The sequence below is a fragment of the Synechococcus sp. RC10B2 genome (genome assembly GCF_047502635.1).
The window spans coordinates 84,146-98,489 of record NZ_JANSHO010000052.1; the positions used below are offsets into that span (position 1 = coordinate 84,146).

Here is a 14,344-nt window from a genome sequence, read left to right on the forward strand (position 1 = left end):
AGGGTTAGCTATTGGGAGAACGGTGGCGGACAATCTCCACGTAGACATCGTCGAACAAACCGGGCAGGGGGGCCTGTGGCTTGTGCACCCGCACCGTCAGGGCTTCCACCTGGGGATAGCTTTGCCACAGCCGCTCAGCAATCCGGTCTGCCAACGTCTCGATCAGCCGGTAGCGTCGCTGGGTTACCTCTTCCCGCACCGCCTCGTACACCTGGGCGTAGTCCACTGTGTGGGCCAGGTCATCCGCTTGGGGAACCCAACCAAGCTGCATCTCCACATCCACCACAAAGCGCCCTCCCAACACGGCCTCCTCAGGACGATAGCCGTGGTGGGCATGGAAGCTAAGACCCCGCAGCACCAGCCTAGTTGGGTTCATCGTGGAGACCTGCCCAGGCCGCCAGAGCCGAGACATGAGCGGGGACGTTGTGCACCCGCACCAGGGTAGCGCCCCGGCTGGCGGCAAAGAGGTGCACGGCTACGCTGGCGCTATCCCGCTCTCTAGGCACAGCAATGCCGGCAAGCTGGCCAACAAAACTTTTGCGCGAGGCTCCCACCAGCACCGGGTAGCCATAGGCCACCAGCCGCGGCAGCGCTCTGAGGAGGGCAATGTTCTGCTCGGCGGTTTTGGCAAAGCCCAGGCCGGGATCCAAAACCACGCTGGGAACACCGGCTGCCAGGGCCCGTTCCGCTTGATCCTTGAGAAACCCAAAAACTTCTCCCTCCAGATCCTCGTAGTGGGTAAGCTGCTGCATGGTGCGGGGCTCTCCCCGCATGTGCATGATGATTGCCGGCACCCCCTTCTCGGCACACAGCTGCATCATCTGCGGATCGCGCAGGCCGGTGACGTCATTAATCATGTGCGCTCCAGCCGCCAGAGCTGCCGCTGCCACCTCCGTTCGGCGCGTATCGACGCTGATGAGAATGCCGGATCCCTCTAGAGCCCGAATCACGGGCAAAACCCGGTCGCATTCCACCTCCACCGGTACCGGCTCTGCCCCCGGACGGGTGGACTCGCCGCCGATATCCACAATCAAGGCCCCCGCCGCTGCCATGGCTCTGGCTGCCTGCACGGCAGCTTCCACGGATCCCCACTGGCCGCCGTCGCTAAAGCTGTCGGGGGTTACATTGAGTACCCCCATCACCGCCACACCCCGCCAGGAAAGGCAGTACCCCTCCGGTGTTTGTTCTGCCCCAGGCAGGGGACGGCGAGAGAGCAAGCTGGTAACGCCCATAACTCCTGCAAGCTAATTCGCTGTCAGAGCAGCCGCCCCAGATAGGACCAGCGCGTGCCTAGCTGAATTCTAGAAGTAGGGAAGCGCAGGGGGCAGTAATCTATACAGATCCCTCGCTCCGTTTGTTTTGGGGTATTGCTAGGTGTCTCCCGTGAAGGGGAGGAGTGGCTGCGTGGCGCGGGCCGCGGTTGTGTATCTGCCTTGGTATGACCCTCAGTTGGTTGAGTGAGTGAGGGGAAACGTCACCTGAGGTCGGCAAAAAGCCATACCTAGGAGGGATCCCCTGCCAGCCTAAGGCCAAGGAGTAGCCTTAGCTCGCAGAGGAACCCCTCCCGCTTGAGCTAAAACATGATGTCGTCTTCCGAACGACCCCAGATGCACCAGATGATGGAGGCAAAAATTGCTAGGTAAACCCAGGCCATCGGCCCGTATTGCAGCAGATCCATCAATACATCCCTTAAAGTACTTGTTTATCTAGTCCAATTATTGTGATGTTTCGTTACAGCGTCAACAGTTTTCTCAGGAAAACGGTTGCGTCAAGCAGACCCCTTGGAAGCAGGGATCCCTGGCTAGATAAGTCGTTTTGCCTAGAGGCACTGCTGAGAAACCACGGCTTGGCTGAATAGGCTAGGGAGTCCTAGACATGGAAACGGAAGAGCATCACATCTCCTTCCTGAACCACGTAGTCTTTGCCCTCGCTGCGCACTAGGCCCTTCTCTCGGGCGGCACTCAGGGATCCCGCTGCCACTAGGTCCTCATATGCTATCGTTTCCGCCCGGATAAAGCCCCGCTCAAAATCCGAGTGAATGACCCCCGCCGCCTGGGGAGCAGTGGCACCGGCAGGGATTGTCCAGGCGCGGGTTTCTTTGGGGCCAGAGGTAAAGTAGGTGCGCAGGCCCAACAGCTCGTAGGTGGCGCGGATCAAGGATTTCAGCCCCCCTTCTTTCACCCCCAGCGACTCCAGATAAGCCTGTCGCTCTTCAGGCGGCAACTCCACCAATTCCGCCTCCACCTGGGCCGAGACCACCACCACACGCGCCTCCTCTGCCTGGGCCACCTGCCGCACCTGCTCTACCCAGTCGTTGCCAGTGGCTAGCTCCGTTTCTGCCACGTTGGCGGCGTAGATCACCTTCTTGCGGGTGAGCAGCCCCAGCCCTTTGATGGCGACCTCCTCCTCTGCGCTAAGGGGCACCAGGCGAGCCGGCTTGCCCTCGTCCAGAGCGGCCTGCAGCTTCTCCAGGGCCTGCAGCTCTACTTGAGCCGTTTTGTCGGACTTGGCCTGTTTGCGCACCCGTTCTAAGCGCCGCTCGATCTGGGCCAGATCCGCCAGGGCCAGCTCCAGGTTAATCACGCCCATGTCTCGCACCGGATCCACGGAGCCGGCCACATGCACGATGTTCTCATCTTTGAAGCAGCGCACCACATGTACGATGGCGTCCACCTGGCGGATGTGGGAGAGAAATTGGTTGCCCAGCCCCTCGCCTTTGCTGGCGCCGGCCACCAGGCCAGCAATGTCAACAAACTCAATCTGGGCGGGGACGATTGCCGCCGAGCCGCTGATCTTGGCCAGCACCTGCAGGCGTTCATCCGGCACTGCCACCCGTCCTATGTTGGGCTCAATGGTGCAAAAAGGGAAGTTGGCCGCCTCGGCCTTGGCATTTTCGCAGAGGGCGTTAAATAGAGTCGATTTGCCCACATTGGGCAGGCCAACAATTCCAGCTCTGAGCATCGAGATCGCGGAAGAAAAACTAGGGTAATGGAAAGGGATCCGTTGCGAAACTTTAAGGTCACTATTTTGACGTTAGCATTTGTCGCCTCTGGCTGCTGCGTTTACCAAGAGGGCGGCTCTGCGGCAAGCTGGGCAAGGTTTTTGGAGTTGCCCTCAGACCCGCTCCAAAAAGGCCACCCCCTCTACATGGCCTGTTTGGGGAAAGAAGTCGGCCGCTCGCCATTGGGTTAGGCGGTAGGATCCCTCGGCCATGAGAATTTGCAGGTCGCGCGCCAAGGTGGCAGGGTGACAGCTAATGTAGACAAGGCGCTGGGGTTGTCGCTGCTTTAGGATCTCGAGTACCTGCCGCTCGCAGCCGCGCCGCGGCGGATCCAACACCACAATATCGGCAGGAGGCAGAGTTGGCAAAACCGTTTCCACTGCGCCCTGGAAAAATTGGGCCGAGGGGATGCCGTTGAACTGGGCATTGTAGCGGGCCTGGGCCACCGCCGCCGGCAGGACTTCCACCCCTATCGCCCGTTTGGCCCGCCGGGCCAAGAGCAGGGTTAGGGTGCCGATGCCGCAGTAGGCGTCCAGGACGATCTCCTCGCCGCGCAGCTGGAGCTGATCCACTATCCAGGTAAAAAAGGCCTCCGCCTGCTCCGTGTTGACTTGAAAGAAGGAGGTGCTGTCAATCCAAAAGGAAAGACCGGCCAATTCTTCCCGCAGGGATCCCCGCCCGGCAATCACCTCCGTTTGCGGGCCAAAGATGGTGTTGGTGCGGGCCGGGTTGAGGTTGAGACAAACCCCCACCAGGTCGGGGTAGCGCTGCATCCAGCGCTTGGCCCACCTTTCTAGGTGGGGCAGGTCGCGGCTGCAACTGACCAAGGTGAGGAGCACCTCGCGGGTGCGGCGACCAATGCGCAAGCCCAAGTGACGCAGATGGCCCTGGTGGCGGCTTTCGTCGTAGACGCTCCAGCCGGCCTCCTGCAGATCCCGCTTAATTTCCCGCAAGAACACATCCAGCCGCTCGTCCTGCACAGGGCACTGGTTGAGGTTCACCAGGCGGTGGCTGCCCGGTCGGTAGTAGCCCATGCGCAGCGGCTGGCCCTCTGCTTTGGCAATGGGGTAGGTGACCTTATTGCGGTAGCGCAGCGGCTGCGGGGATCCCAAAATCGGGACAGGCTCCGGCAGAGTAAGACCGCCAATTCGTTCCAGCGCATCCCTGAGGATCTGCTGCTTGGTAACCAATTGCTGAGCGTAGCTGACGTGCTGCCACTGACAGCCACCGCACTTGTCCGCCACAATGCAGGCCGGCCGCACCCGCTGCGGCGAGGGAGCTATGAGGGAGCGAATTCGCCCGACCAGATAGTTGCGCTTGATCTCAGTTATCTGAGCCACCACGCGATCCCCTGGCACCGCTTGGGCGACAAACACCACCCGACCCCGCCCGTGGCCAAGCGTATGGGCAATGCCATCGCCCTCAGGGGTTAGGTCGGTGATCTCCAGGGATAGGAGATCCCCCGGCTTGATGGGATCAGGGGCCAGAGAAGGGATTGGCTGCTCCATGGAAAAAGGTGGTTGACGTTCTCCCCAGCCCTATTCGCGCAAGCGGGACAGAGTCCTCAGGGCGGGGCCTGCGCCGCCAAAGTTTTGGTCAATCGAAATCGGGTGAGACCATCCAAAGCTAAACTCGATACGTAAGAAAATCCGGCAACCGAAACAGAGTAATCCCAGAAAACCCAAGGGAGGAACTCTATTGTGGCATTGACCGGGGTGCCTGGGGATCCGCCGGAACCCTCTTTGCCTGGCTGCAGCGGAGCTCGAGGCTGGCCCCCCAAGCTGCGCCCAAGAGCAAGGTGATCAACAGGTGAAGGCGGCCATCCAAGATCACCACATCCAAAAGCCCCGCAGCAAAAAACGCCGTCAAGGCCAGTAAAACTCCCAAGAGGATCTCGTCTTGGGAGCAACGCCAGGCTCGCCAGCCCCGCGCCAAGATCCAACCCCAAAGGGCCAAGTAGCCCAGCAGCAGAGGGATCCCGCCTTCTGCCGCCAGATGGAGGTACAAGTTGTGGCAGTGGCCCAGCAGCTCTGGCGGATCCTGGGCATTGTAGAGGGCAGGAAAGCTCTGCCAGCCCCAGCCGGTCAGGGGCCGCTCCCACACCATCTGCAGGGCAAAGCGCCAGGCATCGAGGCGGTTGGCCGTCGAGCTGAAATAGGGGGCCTGGGGGTCAAAGGTGTCTGCCAACCGGCTCCAGATCAAGGAAGGGACAACCGCCCGCCAGCCGGGCCAGTCCAAAGCAGCGGCCAAGCCGGCTAATCCCAAGCCGGCCAGGAAGGCGAGCCCCCACCAGCAGCGCCGCAGGGCCAGCCCAATCAGTAGCGCCAGCCCCCCTGCCCCCCAGCCGTTGCGGGAGGCTGTCAGCAGCAACAGCAGGGATCCTAACCCCAGCAGCGCCGCCAGCCCTGCTCTGGTGGGGTGAGATTGAGTTGCCCCCCACAGCCCCGCCGCCAAGCCCAGATGGATCACAAGATAAATGGCCAGGAGATTGGGGGAGGTGAAGGCTGCCGCCGGGCGCTCCCCACCGGCCACGCCCGTAATCCAGAGCGGCCCCAAGAAGAGATGCCCCTGCCACCCCCACAGCACTTCTCCCCAGCCCAAGAGCAGCATCAGGCCACTGCCCAGCACCAACACCTGCGCCAGGCAGCGGCGGCTGAGGGGATCCCTCAGCGCTGCAGCAAAGGCCGGCAGCATCAGGAGAAAAGGCCAGTAGTTGAACATCCCCGGCAAGCTCAGCCGCCAGTCCTCCCCCAGCAGCGCTGTCACCACCACCGCCAGGCTCAGCAGGCCCGCCAGCCAAAAGCCGGGATCCCGCCGGATTTGCTGCCAGTAGCGGCCATAGCTTTGCACCGTCCCCACCACCGCCAGCAACAGACTAGGGGCCAGGTTGACCGGGATCAGCGCCGCCGAGCCCAACAGCCAGCCCTGGAGCTGCCAAGGCCGGGGGGACGGCGGCAGGTCTTTAGAGGCAACTGAGGCAGAAAAATTACTCATCGTCGAGGGGGATCCCCGCTCGTACCCGCCCCTGGCCAAAGTAGCGGCCAAACTGCAGCTCGTACACCTCATCTTCATCTTGCGTTTCCACCCACAGCTCGGAGCGGGCATAGCCCACGCACAGCAGCCCGTAGCCCTGCTCCTTCAGCTCCCGCGAGATCCCCATTGCCTCCGGCTGGTAGAGGGATCCCTGCCGGATCCGCACCGCACAGGTGGTGCAGGCGCCGTTGCGACAGGCAAAGGGAAGCTGGATCCCTTGGGCTTCGGCAGCCTCCAGGATGTATTGGTCGGCAGGCACCTGGATGAAGTAGTGGGCGTCTTTCTGGCGGTCGTGGATGTGAACCGGGTAGGAATGCATGGAGAAGAAGGGCCTTTTCCCCCGATGAGGAGACTTCTCCATGATCCCACAAGATTTGAGTGGAGTTGGGCTACTGCCCAGCTCCATAGGATAAGCTGAAGGCAGGGCCCCCAGGAGAGCAGCCTATGCTAGAAACTCCCAATTCCCCCATGCCCTCAGTGGAAAAACTGCCAGCTACCTTCTCGGCTGAAGTTTTTAACAAGCTCATCGAGAGCAATACTGAAACTCGTCCCTGGGGCAGCTTTACGGTGCTGGACGAGGGCCCCGGCTACAAGATCAAGCGGATTGTGGTGCTGCCCAAGCATCGCCTCAGCCTGCAGATGCACTACCACCGCAGCGAACACTGGATCGTCGTGGCCGGCACCGCCAAAGTGACCTGCGGCGATGAAGAGCGGCTGATCACCACCAACCAGTCCACCTACGTGCCCCCCTGCACCAAGCACCGCCTGGAAAACCCCGGCGTCATCCCCCTGGTGATCATCGAAGTGCAAAACGGCCAGTACCTGGGCGAAGACGACATTATCCGCTTCAGCGACGACTACGCCCGCGCCGACAGCGGGCAGTCGACCTCATCCTGAGCCCGTCCTAGAAGGGGAAAACGGTCATCAGCAGCAAGGCGGCCATCAAGCCCAGCGCCACCTGCACCGCCTGTCCAAAGGCCGGATGGCTGGTCACCACTTCGCCATAGCGGCTCTGGAAGCGGGACAGATCCAGGTAGGGAGCTATCCCCCGCCGGAACCATCCCACCACCGTCCCTTCTTGACCCACCAGCCTGCCTGCCCGGCTGGCCCCAAACAGGAAGTTGCCCAGCGGCCCAAACCGAGAAACATAGCGCAAGAAAATCATCCCCGTCTCATCCTGGAACTTGAGATCGGAGCCGAAGCGATAGCCCGCATCCCCCCGCCCGATCACCCGCCCCTCTAGCTGCATCGGCAAGCCGCGCAAGGGGCTGGCGTAGGGGTTGCTCATGGCCTTCAACACCGTCAATGCCGGCGGGTTTTCCAAGCTGGGGTACATCACCGTCATCTTCAGCAGCAGGCCCAAGCTGGCTCCCGCCAGAACCAGGCCGGCAAACATGCCGTAAGACCCCGCCTGCAGAGCGGGGATCCCAAGCACCATCCCCAAGATCGCCCCCAGCCACTCGGCGTTTAACAAAACCACGTCCAGAAGAAAATTGCCGTAGAGCTGCTGGCGGTTGAGCTGCTTGCCCTGGGCCACCACGCTGGCCATGTCGAACTCCACCGGCAGATCCAGTTGTTCGGCATAGGTGCCCAGCGCCCGCACCCGCTTGCCGGTGAGGGGATGGGTGGAGTTCAGCTCCATCCACCCGGCCCAAGGGTTAAACAGATCCCACAAAAACACCCTGCCCACCTGGCTGGGATCCGCGGCCACCCGGTAGGCTGTCCCCGCCATCACCGCCGCCTTGGCATCGTAGATCCCCAAGGCCCGTGTGCCTTCCAGCAGGCGAGCGCTGCGCTGTCGGGTTTCCTCATCCTGTTGCCGCTCCCCTTCTTGCACAATGCCAAAGGCTATTTTCACCAGAGCCCGCGAGAGGGCATTGGGGTTGCCGGTGATTTCGGCGGCAAAGTGATCGGCAAAGTACTCCCGCACCCGCGACAGGTACAGCACCAAGTAGGAGCCGGCCACGTAGAAAAAGTAGGCGACCAGAGCCAAGGAACCTATGTTTTTGCCCCCTCTGCGGTCTCGGCGCGTGTCGCGCAGGTAGACGTAGAGGAGGTAGAGAATCTGCACCAACGTGGAAGCCAGGGTCATGACAGCAAAATCCCAGTGGATCACATGCCCCAGCTCGTGGGCATAGACCGTGGCCACCTCCTCATCTTCCAAGTAGGTGAACAACCCTTCGCTGACGACGATGCGGGCCGTATCCGGCAGGCTGCCATAGGTAAAAGCAGTAGGGTTTTGGTCGCGGATCAAGCCCAGCTTCGGCTGCTTCAGCTTGTACTGGCGACAGACGCGGGCGATCACCTCCGCGCTCTCTGGGCTGCGACGCCCAATTTCCGCCAAGCTCACCCACTGGGTGCTGTAGAGGCTGTGCTGGATCCAGTCCATCAACCAGGGAGACAAAAAGAAAATTAGGGCGTTGAAGGCCAGGGTGAGCAGAACGGCGGAAAGAAAAGAGCCAAAAGAGAACCCCCCTTCCAAGGTGCCGAAAACGGCCAGGGCCAACACAAACACCATGCCGAACAACAGGCTCAGGGTCACGCCGGCGGCCAGAGTGAGGTTGCCAGCAAAGCTGGCCAAAACCAGCGAGACCCCTGTCTGAGGAGCGCGGTACCGGCGTCGGGTCTGACCGGTTCTGAGATTGGAGGTGGCGGGATCCAAGTCGGCCAAGGCGCGGCTGGGGTTGAAGCAATAGCGGCTCAGCCAAACGCTCAACAGGCGCAGCTCGTGGGGATTGAGGCTTTTCAAGGGCTCTAGCCACAGGGCCGCATCCACCGACAGCATTGCCGTCGAGACAGCACCGGGGTTGCGGAACAAGGTGGGCAACAGGGGCAGCACTTCTTCCTTTTGCCCAGCGGTGAGGTTATGAAAACCCAAGACCGCCTGGCGCACCACGCTGGAGGGTTGAGGCAGGTCAGCGGTGAGCAACTGGCGGTCTTGGACAAAGCAATAGCGGCTGAGATCTGGACTGTCGGCGGGATCCCCCCTGCCCGTCGCCGCTTCCGGAGCCAGCCTCACCTGAGTTTTCCAGTTGGCCTGCTGTTGGCCGATGGGGCGGCTGTAGAGAGCCAAGCGCTTGACTTGGGGATAGCGGCTGGGAATTGCCTTCTGGAACCAGGCCGTCAGCCTCTCATGGTCGAGAGCAACGTGAGCAGGGTGGTTGATCATGATCACCAAAGCGTAATCCCCAGGACTGCTTTGGAGGGGCTGGGCCTTCACCTGAACTCTCAGACGCAGGTCTGCCAGAGCTTGCTCTAGCCACTGCGCCAATTCCTGCTCGTTCATGGCCGTCTCCCGGAGGGGGTAGGGTAAGCTGAGCTATTGCTTCAATTGCCAATGGCTTTCGACTTTACAGCGGCTATTCTGGCATTTTCTCTACCAAGGGATCCCCATCTCCCCCCAAACCCAGTACAGAACGCCCAGGGCAAGCATTTATCCAGGAGCTGAGCTGCAGAAATTGTTTGGCTACAAGATCGAGCGCTGTCCCTCCGGGCTGATGCCGATGATGGTGAGCTGGCAATCCAGCACTTTAAAGCCGTACTTTTCAGCCACCTTCTGGCTGATATTCAGGATGGCGTTGTTTTTGAACTCAATGACCTTGTTGGTCTTGACGCACACCAAATGGTGGTGGTGGTGGGGGGCCGGCTGGTTGATCTCGTAATGCTTGTGGCCTTCGGTCAGTTCCAGCTCGCGCAAAATGCCCATGCGCGCCATCAGCTTGACGGTGCGATAGATGGTGGAAAGGCTGATGTTGTGGCCTTCTTCCCGCAGCTTTTTGTGCAGCTCCTCGGCGCTCAGGTGAGTCCCCTCAGGCAAGTTTTGAAAGGTCTGGAGGATGATTTCCCGCTGCCGAGTGGCTCGCCAGCCTTTGGCATTTAGCTCCGCTTTGAAGGCTTCTTCCGTGTAGACCATGATGCCCCCCTCCGCTGTTGGGCAACGTCGCCGTAACAGTCAATAAGTTCTGTAATTGATAATAGCCTCATTTAAGTAAGATAGCGCCACTGACTTTCGGCTGCCAAAGGGATCCTGTTGCCTTCTTGAGAAGCAACGGCAGCGCCTGGGCCGGCAGAAGAAGGGGTGCGGGAAACCGGATCCCGCGTCTATTGGAAATGAGCTAGCCTACAGGGTATGCCCAGGTGGCCTTATAGTTCGAGTGAGTCTGGGCTAACATAACTCGGGAAAAGGCCCGCGGCATCCCGGCGGCGTTGCTAAGCGTAGTCAATACGGGAAGGGAAAACAAAGATGCGGTTTGAGCAGCCCAAAACCTATTCCATTTCTCTAACCGGCTGGGGCTTCTGGCTGGGATCCCTGGCCTTGGCAGCTTTGCTGACCCGTGTCGGGCTGGGGTGGCTGGTCGCCGGGTTGGTGGCTCTGTTGCTGTTCTTGCTCTCTCTGCCGGTGCTGGTGCTGCTGGCCTTTCGCTGGTGGGCGCGCCGCTGGATCGCCACGGATCGCTGCCCGGTGTGTGGGTCCGAGTCTCAGGCCATCGAGGGCAGCCGCTTCTTTTGCCCCAGTTGTGGCGAGCCGCTGTTTGTTGCCGATGGCCATTTTTATCGGCAAACGCCCCCCGGCACCATCGACGTGGAGCCGCTAGAAGAAAGCGGCTGGGAGTTGCCAAGCTGAGGGCTCCGCTCTGGGGGTGGGTTGGCGTTTTTAGAGGGCATTTTGGGTGAAAAGTGCTCCGCAACGCTATTGCCAACGACAGCGGCCGGGCTGGCGGCTGGTTGCGATCTGGGGGGGGACGCTCTCGGCGGCGTTCCTTCTGCTGAGCTCAGCTCAGGCGACGGCGCAGGGATCCCTGCAACCTCAGGTGGAGACCTACCTGGCCCAGTTGAGCGGCCGCGGCTTTGCTTCCACGGCCCAGGGGGTTTGGCTGCAGAGGGGCGACGAGGTTTTGGGGCAACATCAGGGATCCAAGGCTTTGCCGGCGGCCTCCCTGACCAAGGTGGCCACCACCCTGGCTGCTCTGCAGCAGTTTGGCCCGCACCACCGCTTTGTGACCACCTACTTGGCAACCGGTTCGCTGGGAACGGACGGAGTTTTGCAGGGCGATCTCTGGGTGCTGGGGGGGGAGGATCCCTTCTTTGTCTGGGAGGAAGCCTTCGCGGTGGGGAACGCCCTCAACGCCCAGGGGATCCGCCAGGTGCGCGGGGATCTGGTGGTGGTGGGCCGCTTCTACATGAACTTTTCCCGGGATGGGGCCCGTTCGGGATCCCTGCTGCGCCAGGGGCTGGATGCCCGCCTCTGGCCCCCGGAAGCCCAGGCGCAATTCCAGACCTTGCCCCCCGGCACCCCCAGGCCGCAGGTGGAGATTTTGGGGTCGGTGCGAGTTGCCCAGCAGATCCCTTCGGAGGCCCAGGTCTTGCTCAGGCATGAGTCGCCTCCCCTCATTCACCTGCTCAAGCTGATGAACCTCTACAGCAACAATGCCATGGCCGAGATGCTGGCAGAGGCGGTGGGAGGAGCGGCCCAGGTTGCCCAAATAGCCCGCGCTGCAGCAGGGATCCCGGCAGAAGAGCTGCACCTGATCAACGGCTCGGGATTGGGGGTGGAAAACCGCATCTCCCCGCGGGCCAATGTAGCCATGTTGCGGGCAACCCAGGCGTTGCTGGAAGAGCGCGGCTTGTCGCTGGCGGATGCCTTTGCCGTCGTCGGCCAGGATGTGGGCGTGCTGGAGCGGCGGCTTCTGCCGGGGATCTTGATCGCCAAGTCGGGCACCCTGAGCGGCGTCAGCACCTTGGCGGGCGTGTTGCCAACTGAGCGGGGCGATATCTGGTTTGCCGTCATGAACGGCGGGGCCAACTTGGCCGACTTGCGCACCTGGCAGGGAGAGTTTCTCAGCCGGCTCCAGTCCCGCTGGGGATCCCCCGCCGCCTTGCCCGAGCGCTGGCTGCCTCGTCCCTTAGATACGAGATCCCGCAGGGAGTCGAGCCCTCGCCTTTGACGGTTTGCCTGGGAGGGGTCGCCTCAGCAGCAAAGCGCCTGGGGATGGCAAACCCTCGCAAGCCGGTTTCAATTCAGCCAGAAGCCGCAGGAGCCCCGCCCCCCAGTCCCCCCGTGTACGGGGGGATATAGGGGGGATTGAGGGGGCAGTCGGAGTCGGGTAGTTTACAGCCCTTCTCCGGAGAGGGTTGCGGCGATGGGGCGTACAGGAATCGAACCTGTGTAAGGCAAATTATGAGTTTGCTGCCTAAACCGCTCGGCCAACGCCCCTTCTTCTTCTACTTTTTACTCTAGCGCCCTTGTTCTTTCCAGAACCGGTGAAAAAGAGCCCCGCTACAGGATAAGCTGCATGTCGGTGGTTAGCGGACAGCAGAGACCATGGCATCAGCGCGTTCCTGGCAGAGGCAACTGGCTTTAGGCTTGGGGCTGACTGCCTTATCCTTGGTTCTCGGTTTGGTTTTTTGGGCCGTTGGGCAGCACTATCTCCCCTGGAACGAAGCCGCCTCTGTGGACTGGCAACCCACCGGCCAGAACCTGGCTCTGTCTCCTGCCCTGGAAGCGCAGACGGTGCCGTCCCCCCCTGAAGCGCCTTCCGCCGTCAACAACCCGCCAGAGGGATCCCCGCTACAGCTCTGGCTTGTTACCTTTTTAACCGTGTTTGTGGCGGAGATGGGCGATAAGACTCAGTTGGCCACCTTGCTCATAAGCGCCCAGTCCAAGTCTCCCTGGGCGATCTTTTTCGGCTCTGCCAGCGCCCTGGTGACCGCCAGTTTGCTCAGCGTAGCCTTAGGGGGATCCCTGGGGCAGGTGATCCCGGCAGCCTGGCTAGAATGGTTGGCTGGCCTCGGCTTCCTGGCAATCGGGAGCTATGTTCTCTGGCGAGAATGGCAAGGGAAGCGTGAGCCCTCTGGAGGAACCGAGGATGGCCTGCCAGGGAAAATTGACACTCCCACCCAGGGGATTCTTACGCAGCCCAAAATGGACTCGCGAAGGCGCTGTCAAGACGCCCCTAGACAGTCCTTTGAGGCATAACCTCAAAGTTCTGCTTACTTCGGACTTAAGTTCCTCCAGGTTAGTTATTGCCGCGCGGGTTTTGCACCGCAGTAGGTTGTTTTCCTGGAGAAGCTCTGTACTAACTATAACAAAGAAGCAACTAAAGTTGCTCAAGGGCTTTTCCGCCGCGTACTAAAGTACGGGGCTACCAAGCTATCCTTTTGTGTAGCGCGGCTCGCAGTTGCATTCTATCTTCTGGGGTGGCACGGCGTCGTTGAACCAAAGCGCGAGGGTCTGTATCTCTGTTAAGCAAGCATGAACTTTTTTAACGATCCGGATAGCGGCTGCTGAGACGAGAACTGAGGCCCCGTAGAATGAATCCCAAAATTCCAGCCAGGATCTTCGGACATGGATTACATTCGCACCTTTAACGACGATCCCTGCGAGGGCCATCTTTCAACGCCCATCAGTGACTCTCCTCTCACCCGTCTGTTTATCAACAACCTCCCCATTAACCGGCCTGGCCTATCGCCGCTGTTGCGAGGGCTGGAGATTGGGTTGGCGCATGGCTATTTTTTGGTGGGGCCAGAAATCGTGGTGGGCCCGCTGCGCGACTATCCTGAGGCAGCCAATTTGGGCGGGCTGGTCACGGCGATGGCGATTGTGCTGCTGGGAACCGCCTGTATGTCCGCCTATGGCAGCGTTACCTTTGGAAACAAGCCGGAAACGCCGGGCGCCAATCCTCTATCTACGGCCCGTGGCTGGGGGGATCTGACAGCAGGATTTTTCTTGGGAGGTATGGGTGGCGTGTTTGCTGCCTACTTCTTGTTGGAGAACTTTGCCGGGATCGACGCCATCTTTCGAGGGTTGGTGAATTAAGGTTAATTGAGTTGTCAAACTTGTCAAGGCACTGGAGAGGAGCAAGATCATGACCGGTTCTTACGCTGCTGCTTATCTTCCTTGGATTTTCGTCCCCATTGTCGGTTGGCTGCTGCCGGCAGTAACCATGGCTGTGCTCTTTTTGTACATTGAGCGCGACTAACTGGTTCTCATCTCAATGGGTTTCGGAAGAGGGATCCCTAGCTAGACAAGGGATCCCTCCCTTTTTGGCACAGCGGCTGTTTCTGGACGCGCTGCCGTCTTGCCTGGGGCAGTACCCGACCAAGGTTGGGTCTTCTTGCTTTTGGGAAAGGGGAACTTCCAAAGGACTTTAGAGTGGAGCAGGATCCGGCGAGCTGATCCCATACCAACAAGGAAAAGGGCAGCTTGCGCAACCCCCTTTCAACTTTTAACGAGAAGAAGAAGTCGATGGCCAGCCTTACAGCCTTTTAATTTAAAATAGGGTACAGGTATTCAAGAGGAAGGAGAGAAAG

14 protein-coding genes and 1 tRNA gene are annotated in these 14,344 nt (G+C 60.5%); 6 read left to right on the plus strand and 9 right to left on the minus strand.

All coding sequences use genetic code 11. The features are described from left to right. Positions 1-4: 4 nt before the first annotated feature. From folB to NW855_RS06380, 6 genes are all read right to left on the minus strand, one after another. On the minus strand, positions 5-376 hold the full coding sequence (gene folB, locus NW855_RS06355; protein ID WP_099884410.1) for a dihydroneopterin aldolase: 372 nt from the start codon (positions 374-376) through the stop codon (positions 5-7). Then, positions 363-1,232 carry a dihydropteroate synthase gene (folP, locus tag NW855_RS06360; protein ID WP_099812642.1) on the minus strand — a complete coding sequence of 290 codons (870 nt, stop codon included), beginning with the start codon at positions 1,230-1,232 and terminating at the stop codon, positions 363-365. Before folP ends, folB begins: the two co-directional genes overlap by 14 nt. Before the next feature lie 637 nt (positions 1,233-1,869). Further along, positions 1,870-2,961: a redox-regulated ATPase YchF gene (gene ychF / locus NW855_RS06365; RefSeq protein WP_414508533.1), complete on the minus strand. Its 1,092-nt coding sequence runs from the start codon at positions 2,959-2,961 to the stop codon at positions 1,870-1,872. A 153-nt stretch (positions 2,962-3,114) separates the two neighbouring features. Further along, positions 3,115-4,509: a 23S rRNA (uracil(1939)-C(5))-methyltransferase RlmD gene (rlmD, locus tag NW855_RS06370; RefSeq protein WP_099812640.1), complete on the minus strand. Its 1,395-nt coding sequence runs from the start codon at positions 4,507-4,509 to the stop codon at positions 3,115-3,117. 187 nt (positions 4,510-4,696) lie between these two features. Next, a complete protein-coding gene (locus NW855_RS06375; RefSeq protein WP_071813484.1) occupies positions 4,697-5,995 on the minus strand; it encodes an O-antigen ligase family protein in 1,299 nt (432 codons plus the stop codon). Continuing rightward, positions 5,988-6,353: a 2Fe-2S iron-sulfur cluster-binding protein gene (locus NW855_RS06380; protein WP_011428952.1), complete on the minus strand. Its 366-nt coding sequence runs from the start codon at positions 6,351-6,353 to the stop codon at positions 5,988-5,990. The genes NW855_RS06375 and NW855_RS06380 overlap by 8 nt, the downstream gene beginning before the upstream one ends. A 125-nt stretch (positions 6,354-6,478) precedes the next feature. Here NW855_RS06380 and NW855_RS06385 point away from each other — a divergent pair, with 125 nt between their 5' ends. Further along, entirely contained in the window at positions 6,479-6,931 is a 453-nt protein-coding gene (locus NW855_RS06385; protein ID WP_206336915.1) for a phosphomannose isomerase type II C-terminal cupin domain, read from the plus strand. A 7-nt stretch (positions 6,932-6,938) separates the two neighbouring features. Here NW855_RS06385 and NW855_RS06390 read toward each other — a convergent pair whose 3' ends face one another. Continuing rightward, on the minus strand, positions 6,939-9,320 hold the full coding sequence (locus NW855_RS06390) for a M48 family metalloprotease (protein WP_011428954.1): 2,382 nt from the start codon (positions 9,318-9,320) through the stop codon (positions 6,939-6,941). Between the two features lie 180 nt (positions 9,321-9,500). Next, positions 9,501-9,947 carry a Fur family transcriptional regulator gene (locus NW855_RS06395; protein WP_414346803.1) on the minus strand — a complete coding sequence of 149 codons (447 nt, stop codon included), beginning with the start codon at positions 9,945-9,947 and terminating at the stop codon, positions 9,501-9,503. Between the two features lie 330 nt (positions 9,948-10,277). Between NW855_RS06395 and NW855_RS06400 the strand changes: the two genes are divergently transcribed. Together NW855_RS06400 and NW855_RS06405 are read left to right on the plus strand one after the other, a co-directional pair. Further along, a complete protein-coding gene (locus NW855_RS06400) occupies positions 10,278-10,658 on the plus strand; it encodes a hypothetical protein (protein WP_011428956.1) in 381 nt (126 codons plus the stop codon). 46 nt (positions 10,659-10,704) lie between these two features. Further along, complete coding sequence (locus NW855_RS06405) at positions 10,705-11,979, plus strand: D-alanyl-D-alanine carboxypeptidase (RefSeq protein ID WP_099812638.1); 1,275 nt, start codon at positions 10,705-10,707, stop codon at positions 11,977-11,979. A 196-nt stretch (positions 11,980-12,175) separates the two neighbouring features. Here NW855_RS06405 and NW855_RS06410 read toward each other — a convergent pair. Next, positions 12,176-12,248, minus strand: a tRNA-Ile gene (locus NW855_RS06410). A 108-nt stretch (positions 12,249-12,356) separates the two neighbouring features. Here NW855_RS06410 and NW855_RS06415 point away from each other — a divergent pair. From NW855_RS06415 to NW855_RS06425, 3 genes are all read left to right on the plus strand, one after another. Next, on the plus strand, positions 12,357-13,010 hold the full coding sequence (locus tag NW855_RS06415) for a TMEM165/GDT1 family protein (RefSeq protein WP_099812637.1): 654 nt from the start codon (positions 12,357-12,359) through the stop codon (positions 13,008-13,010). A 369-nt stretch (positions 13,011-13,379) separates the two neighbouring features. Beyond that, positions 13,380-13,850: a photosystem I reaction center protein subunit XI gene (locus NW855_RS06420; protein WP_099812636.1), complete on the plus strand. Its 471-nt coding sequence runs from the start codon at positions 13,380-13,382 to the stop codon at positions 13,848-13,850. Between the two features lie 49 nt (positions 13,851-13,899). Further along, positions 13,900-14,013, plus strand: coding sequence for a photosystem I reaction center subunit VIII (locus NW855_RS06425; RefSeq protein WP_011428960.1), 114 nt, complete (start codon positions 13,900-13,902; stop codon positions 14,011-14,013). Positions 14,014-14,344: the final 331 nt, after the last annotated feature.

What these genes read in the sequence shown, in the direction of transcription:
- NW855_RS06425 (WP_011428960.1), top strand. Translation starts at nt 13,900, where the DNA reads ATGACCGGTTCTTACGCTGCTGCTTATCTTCCTTGGATTTTCGTCCCC.
- folB (WP_099884410.1), bottom strand. Translation starts at nt 376, where the DNA reads ATGAACCCAACTAGGCTGGTGCTGCGGGGTCTTAGCTTCCATGCCCAC.
- NW855_RS06390 (WP_011428954.1), bottom strand. Translation starts at nt 9,320, where the DNA reads ATGAACGAGCAGGAATTGGCGCAGTGGCTAGAGCAAGCTCTGGCAGAC.
- NW855_RS06415 (WP_099812637.1), top strand. Translation starts at nt 12,357, where the DNA reads ATGGCATCAGCGCGTTCCTGGCAGAGGCAACTGGCTTTAGGCTTGGGG.
- NW855_RS06420 (WP_099812636.1), top strand. Translation starts at nt 13,380, where the DNA reads ATGGATTACATTCGCACCTTTAACGACGATCCCTGCGAGGGCCATCTT.
- ychF (WP_414508533.1), bottom strand. Translation starts at nt 2,961, where the DNA reads ATGCTCAGAGCTGGAATTGTTGGCCTGCCCAATGTGGGCAAATCGACT.
- NW855_RS06380 (WP_011428952.1), bottom strand. Translation starts at nt 6,353, where the DNA reads ATGCATTCCTACCCGGTTCACATCCACGACCGCCAGAAAGACGCCCAC.
- NW855_RS06400 (WP_011428956.1), top strand. Translation starts at nt 10,278, where the DNA reads ATGCGGTTTGAGCAGCCCAAAACCTATTCCATTTCTCTAACCGGCTGG.
- NW855_RS06385 (WP_206336915.1), top strand. Translation starts at nt 6,479, where the DNA reads ATGCTAGAAACTCCCAATTCCCCCATGCCCTCAGTGGAAAAACTGCCA.
- rlmD (WP_099812640.1), bottom strand. Translation starts at nt 4,509, where the DNA reads ATGGAGCAGCCAATCCCTTCTCTGGCCCCTGATCCCATCAAGCCGGGG.
- folP (WP_099812642.1), bottom strand. Translation starts at nt 1,232, where the DNA reads ATGGGCGTTACCAGCTTGCTCTCTCGCCGTCCCCTGCCTGGGGCAGAA.
- NW855_RS06375 (WP_071813484.1), bottom strand. Translation starts at nt 5,995, where the DNA reads ATGAGTAATTTTTCTGCCTCAGTTGCCTCTAAAGACCTGCCGCCGTCC.
- NW855_RS06395 (WP_414346803.1), bottom strand. Translation starts at nt 9,947, where the DNA reads ATGGTCTACACGGAAGAAGCCTTCAAAGCGGAGCTAAATGCCAAAGGC.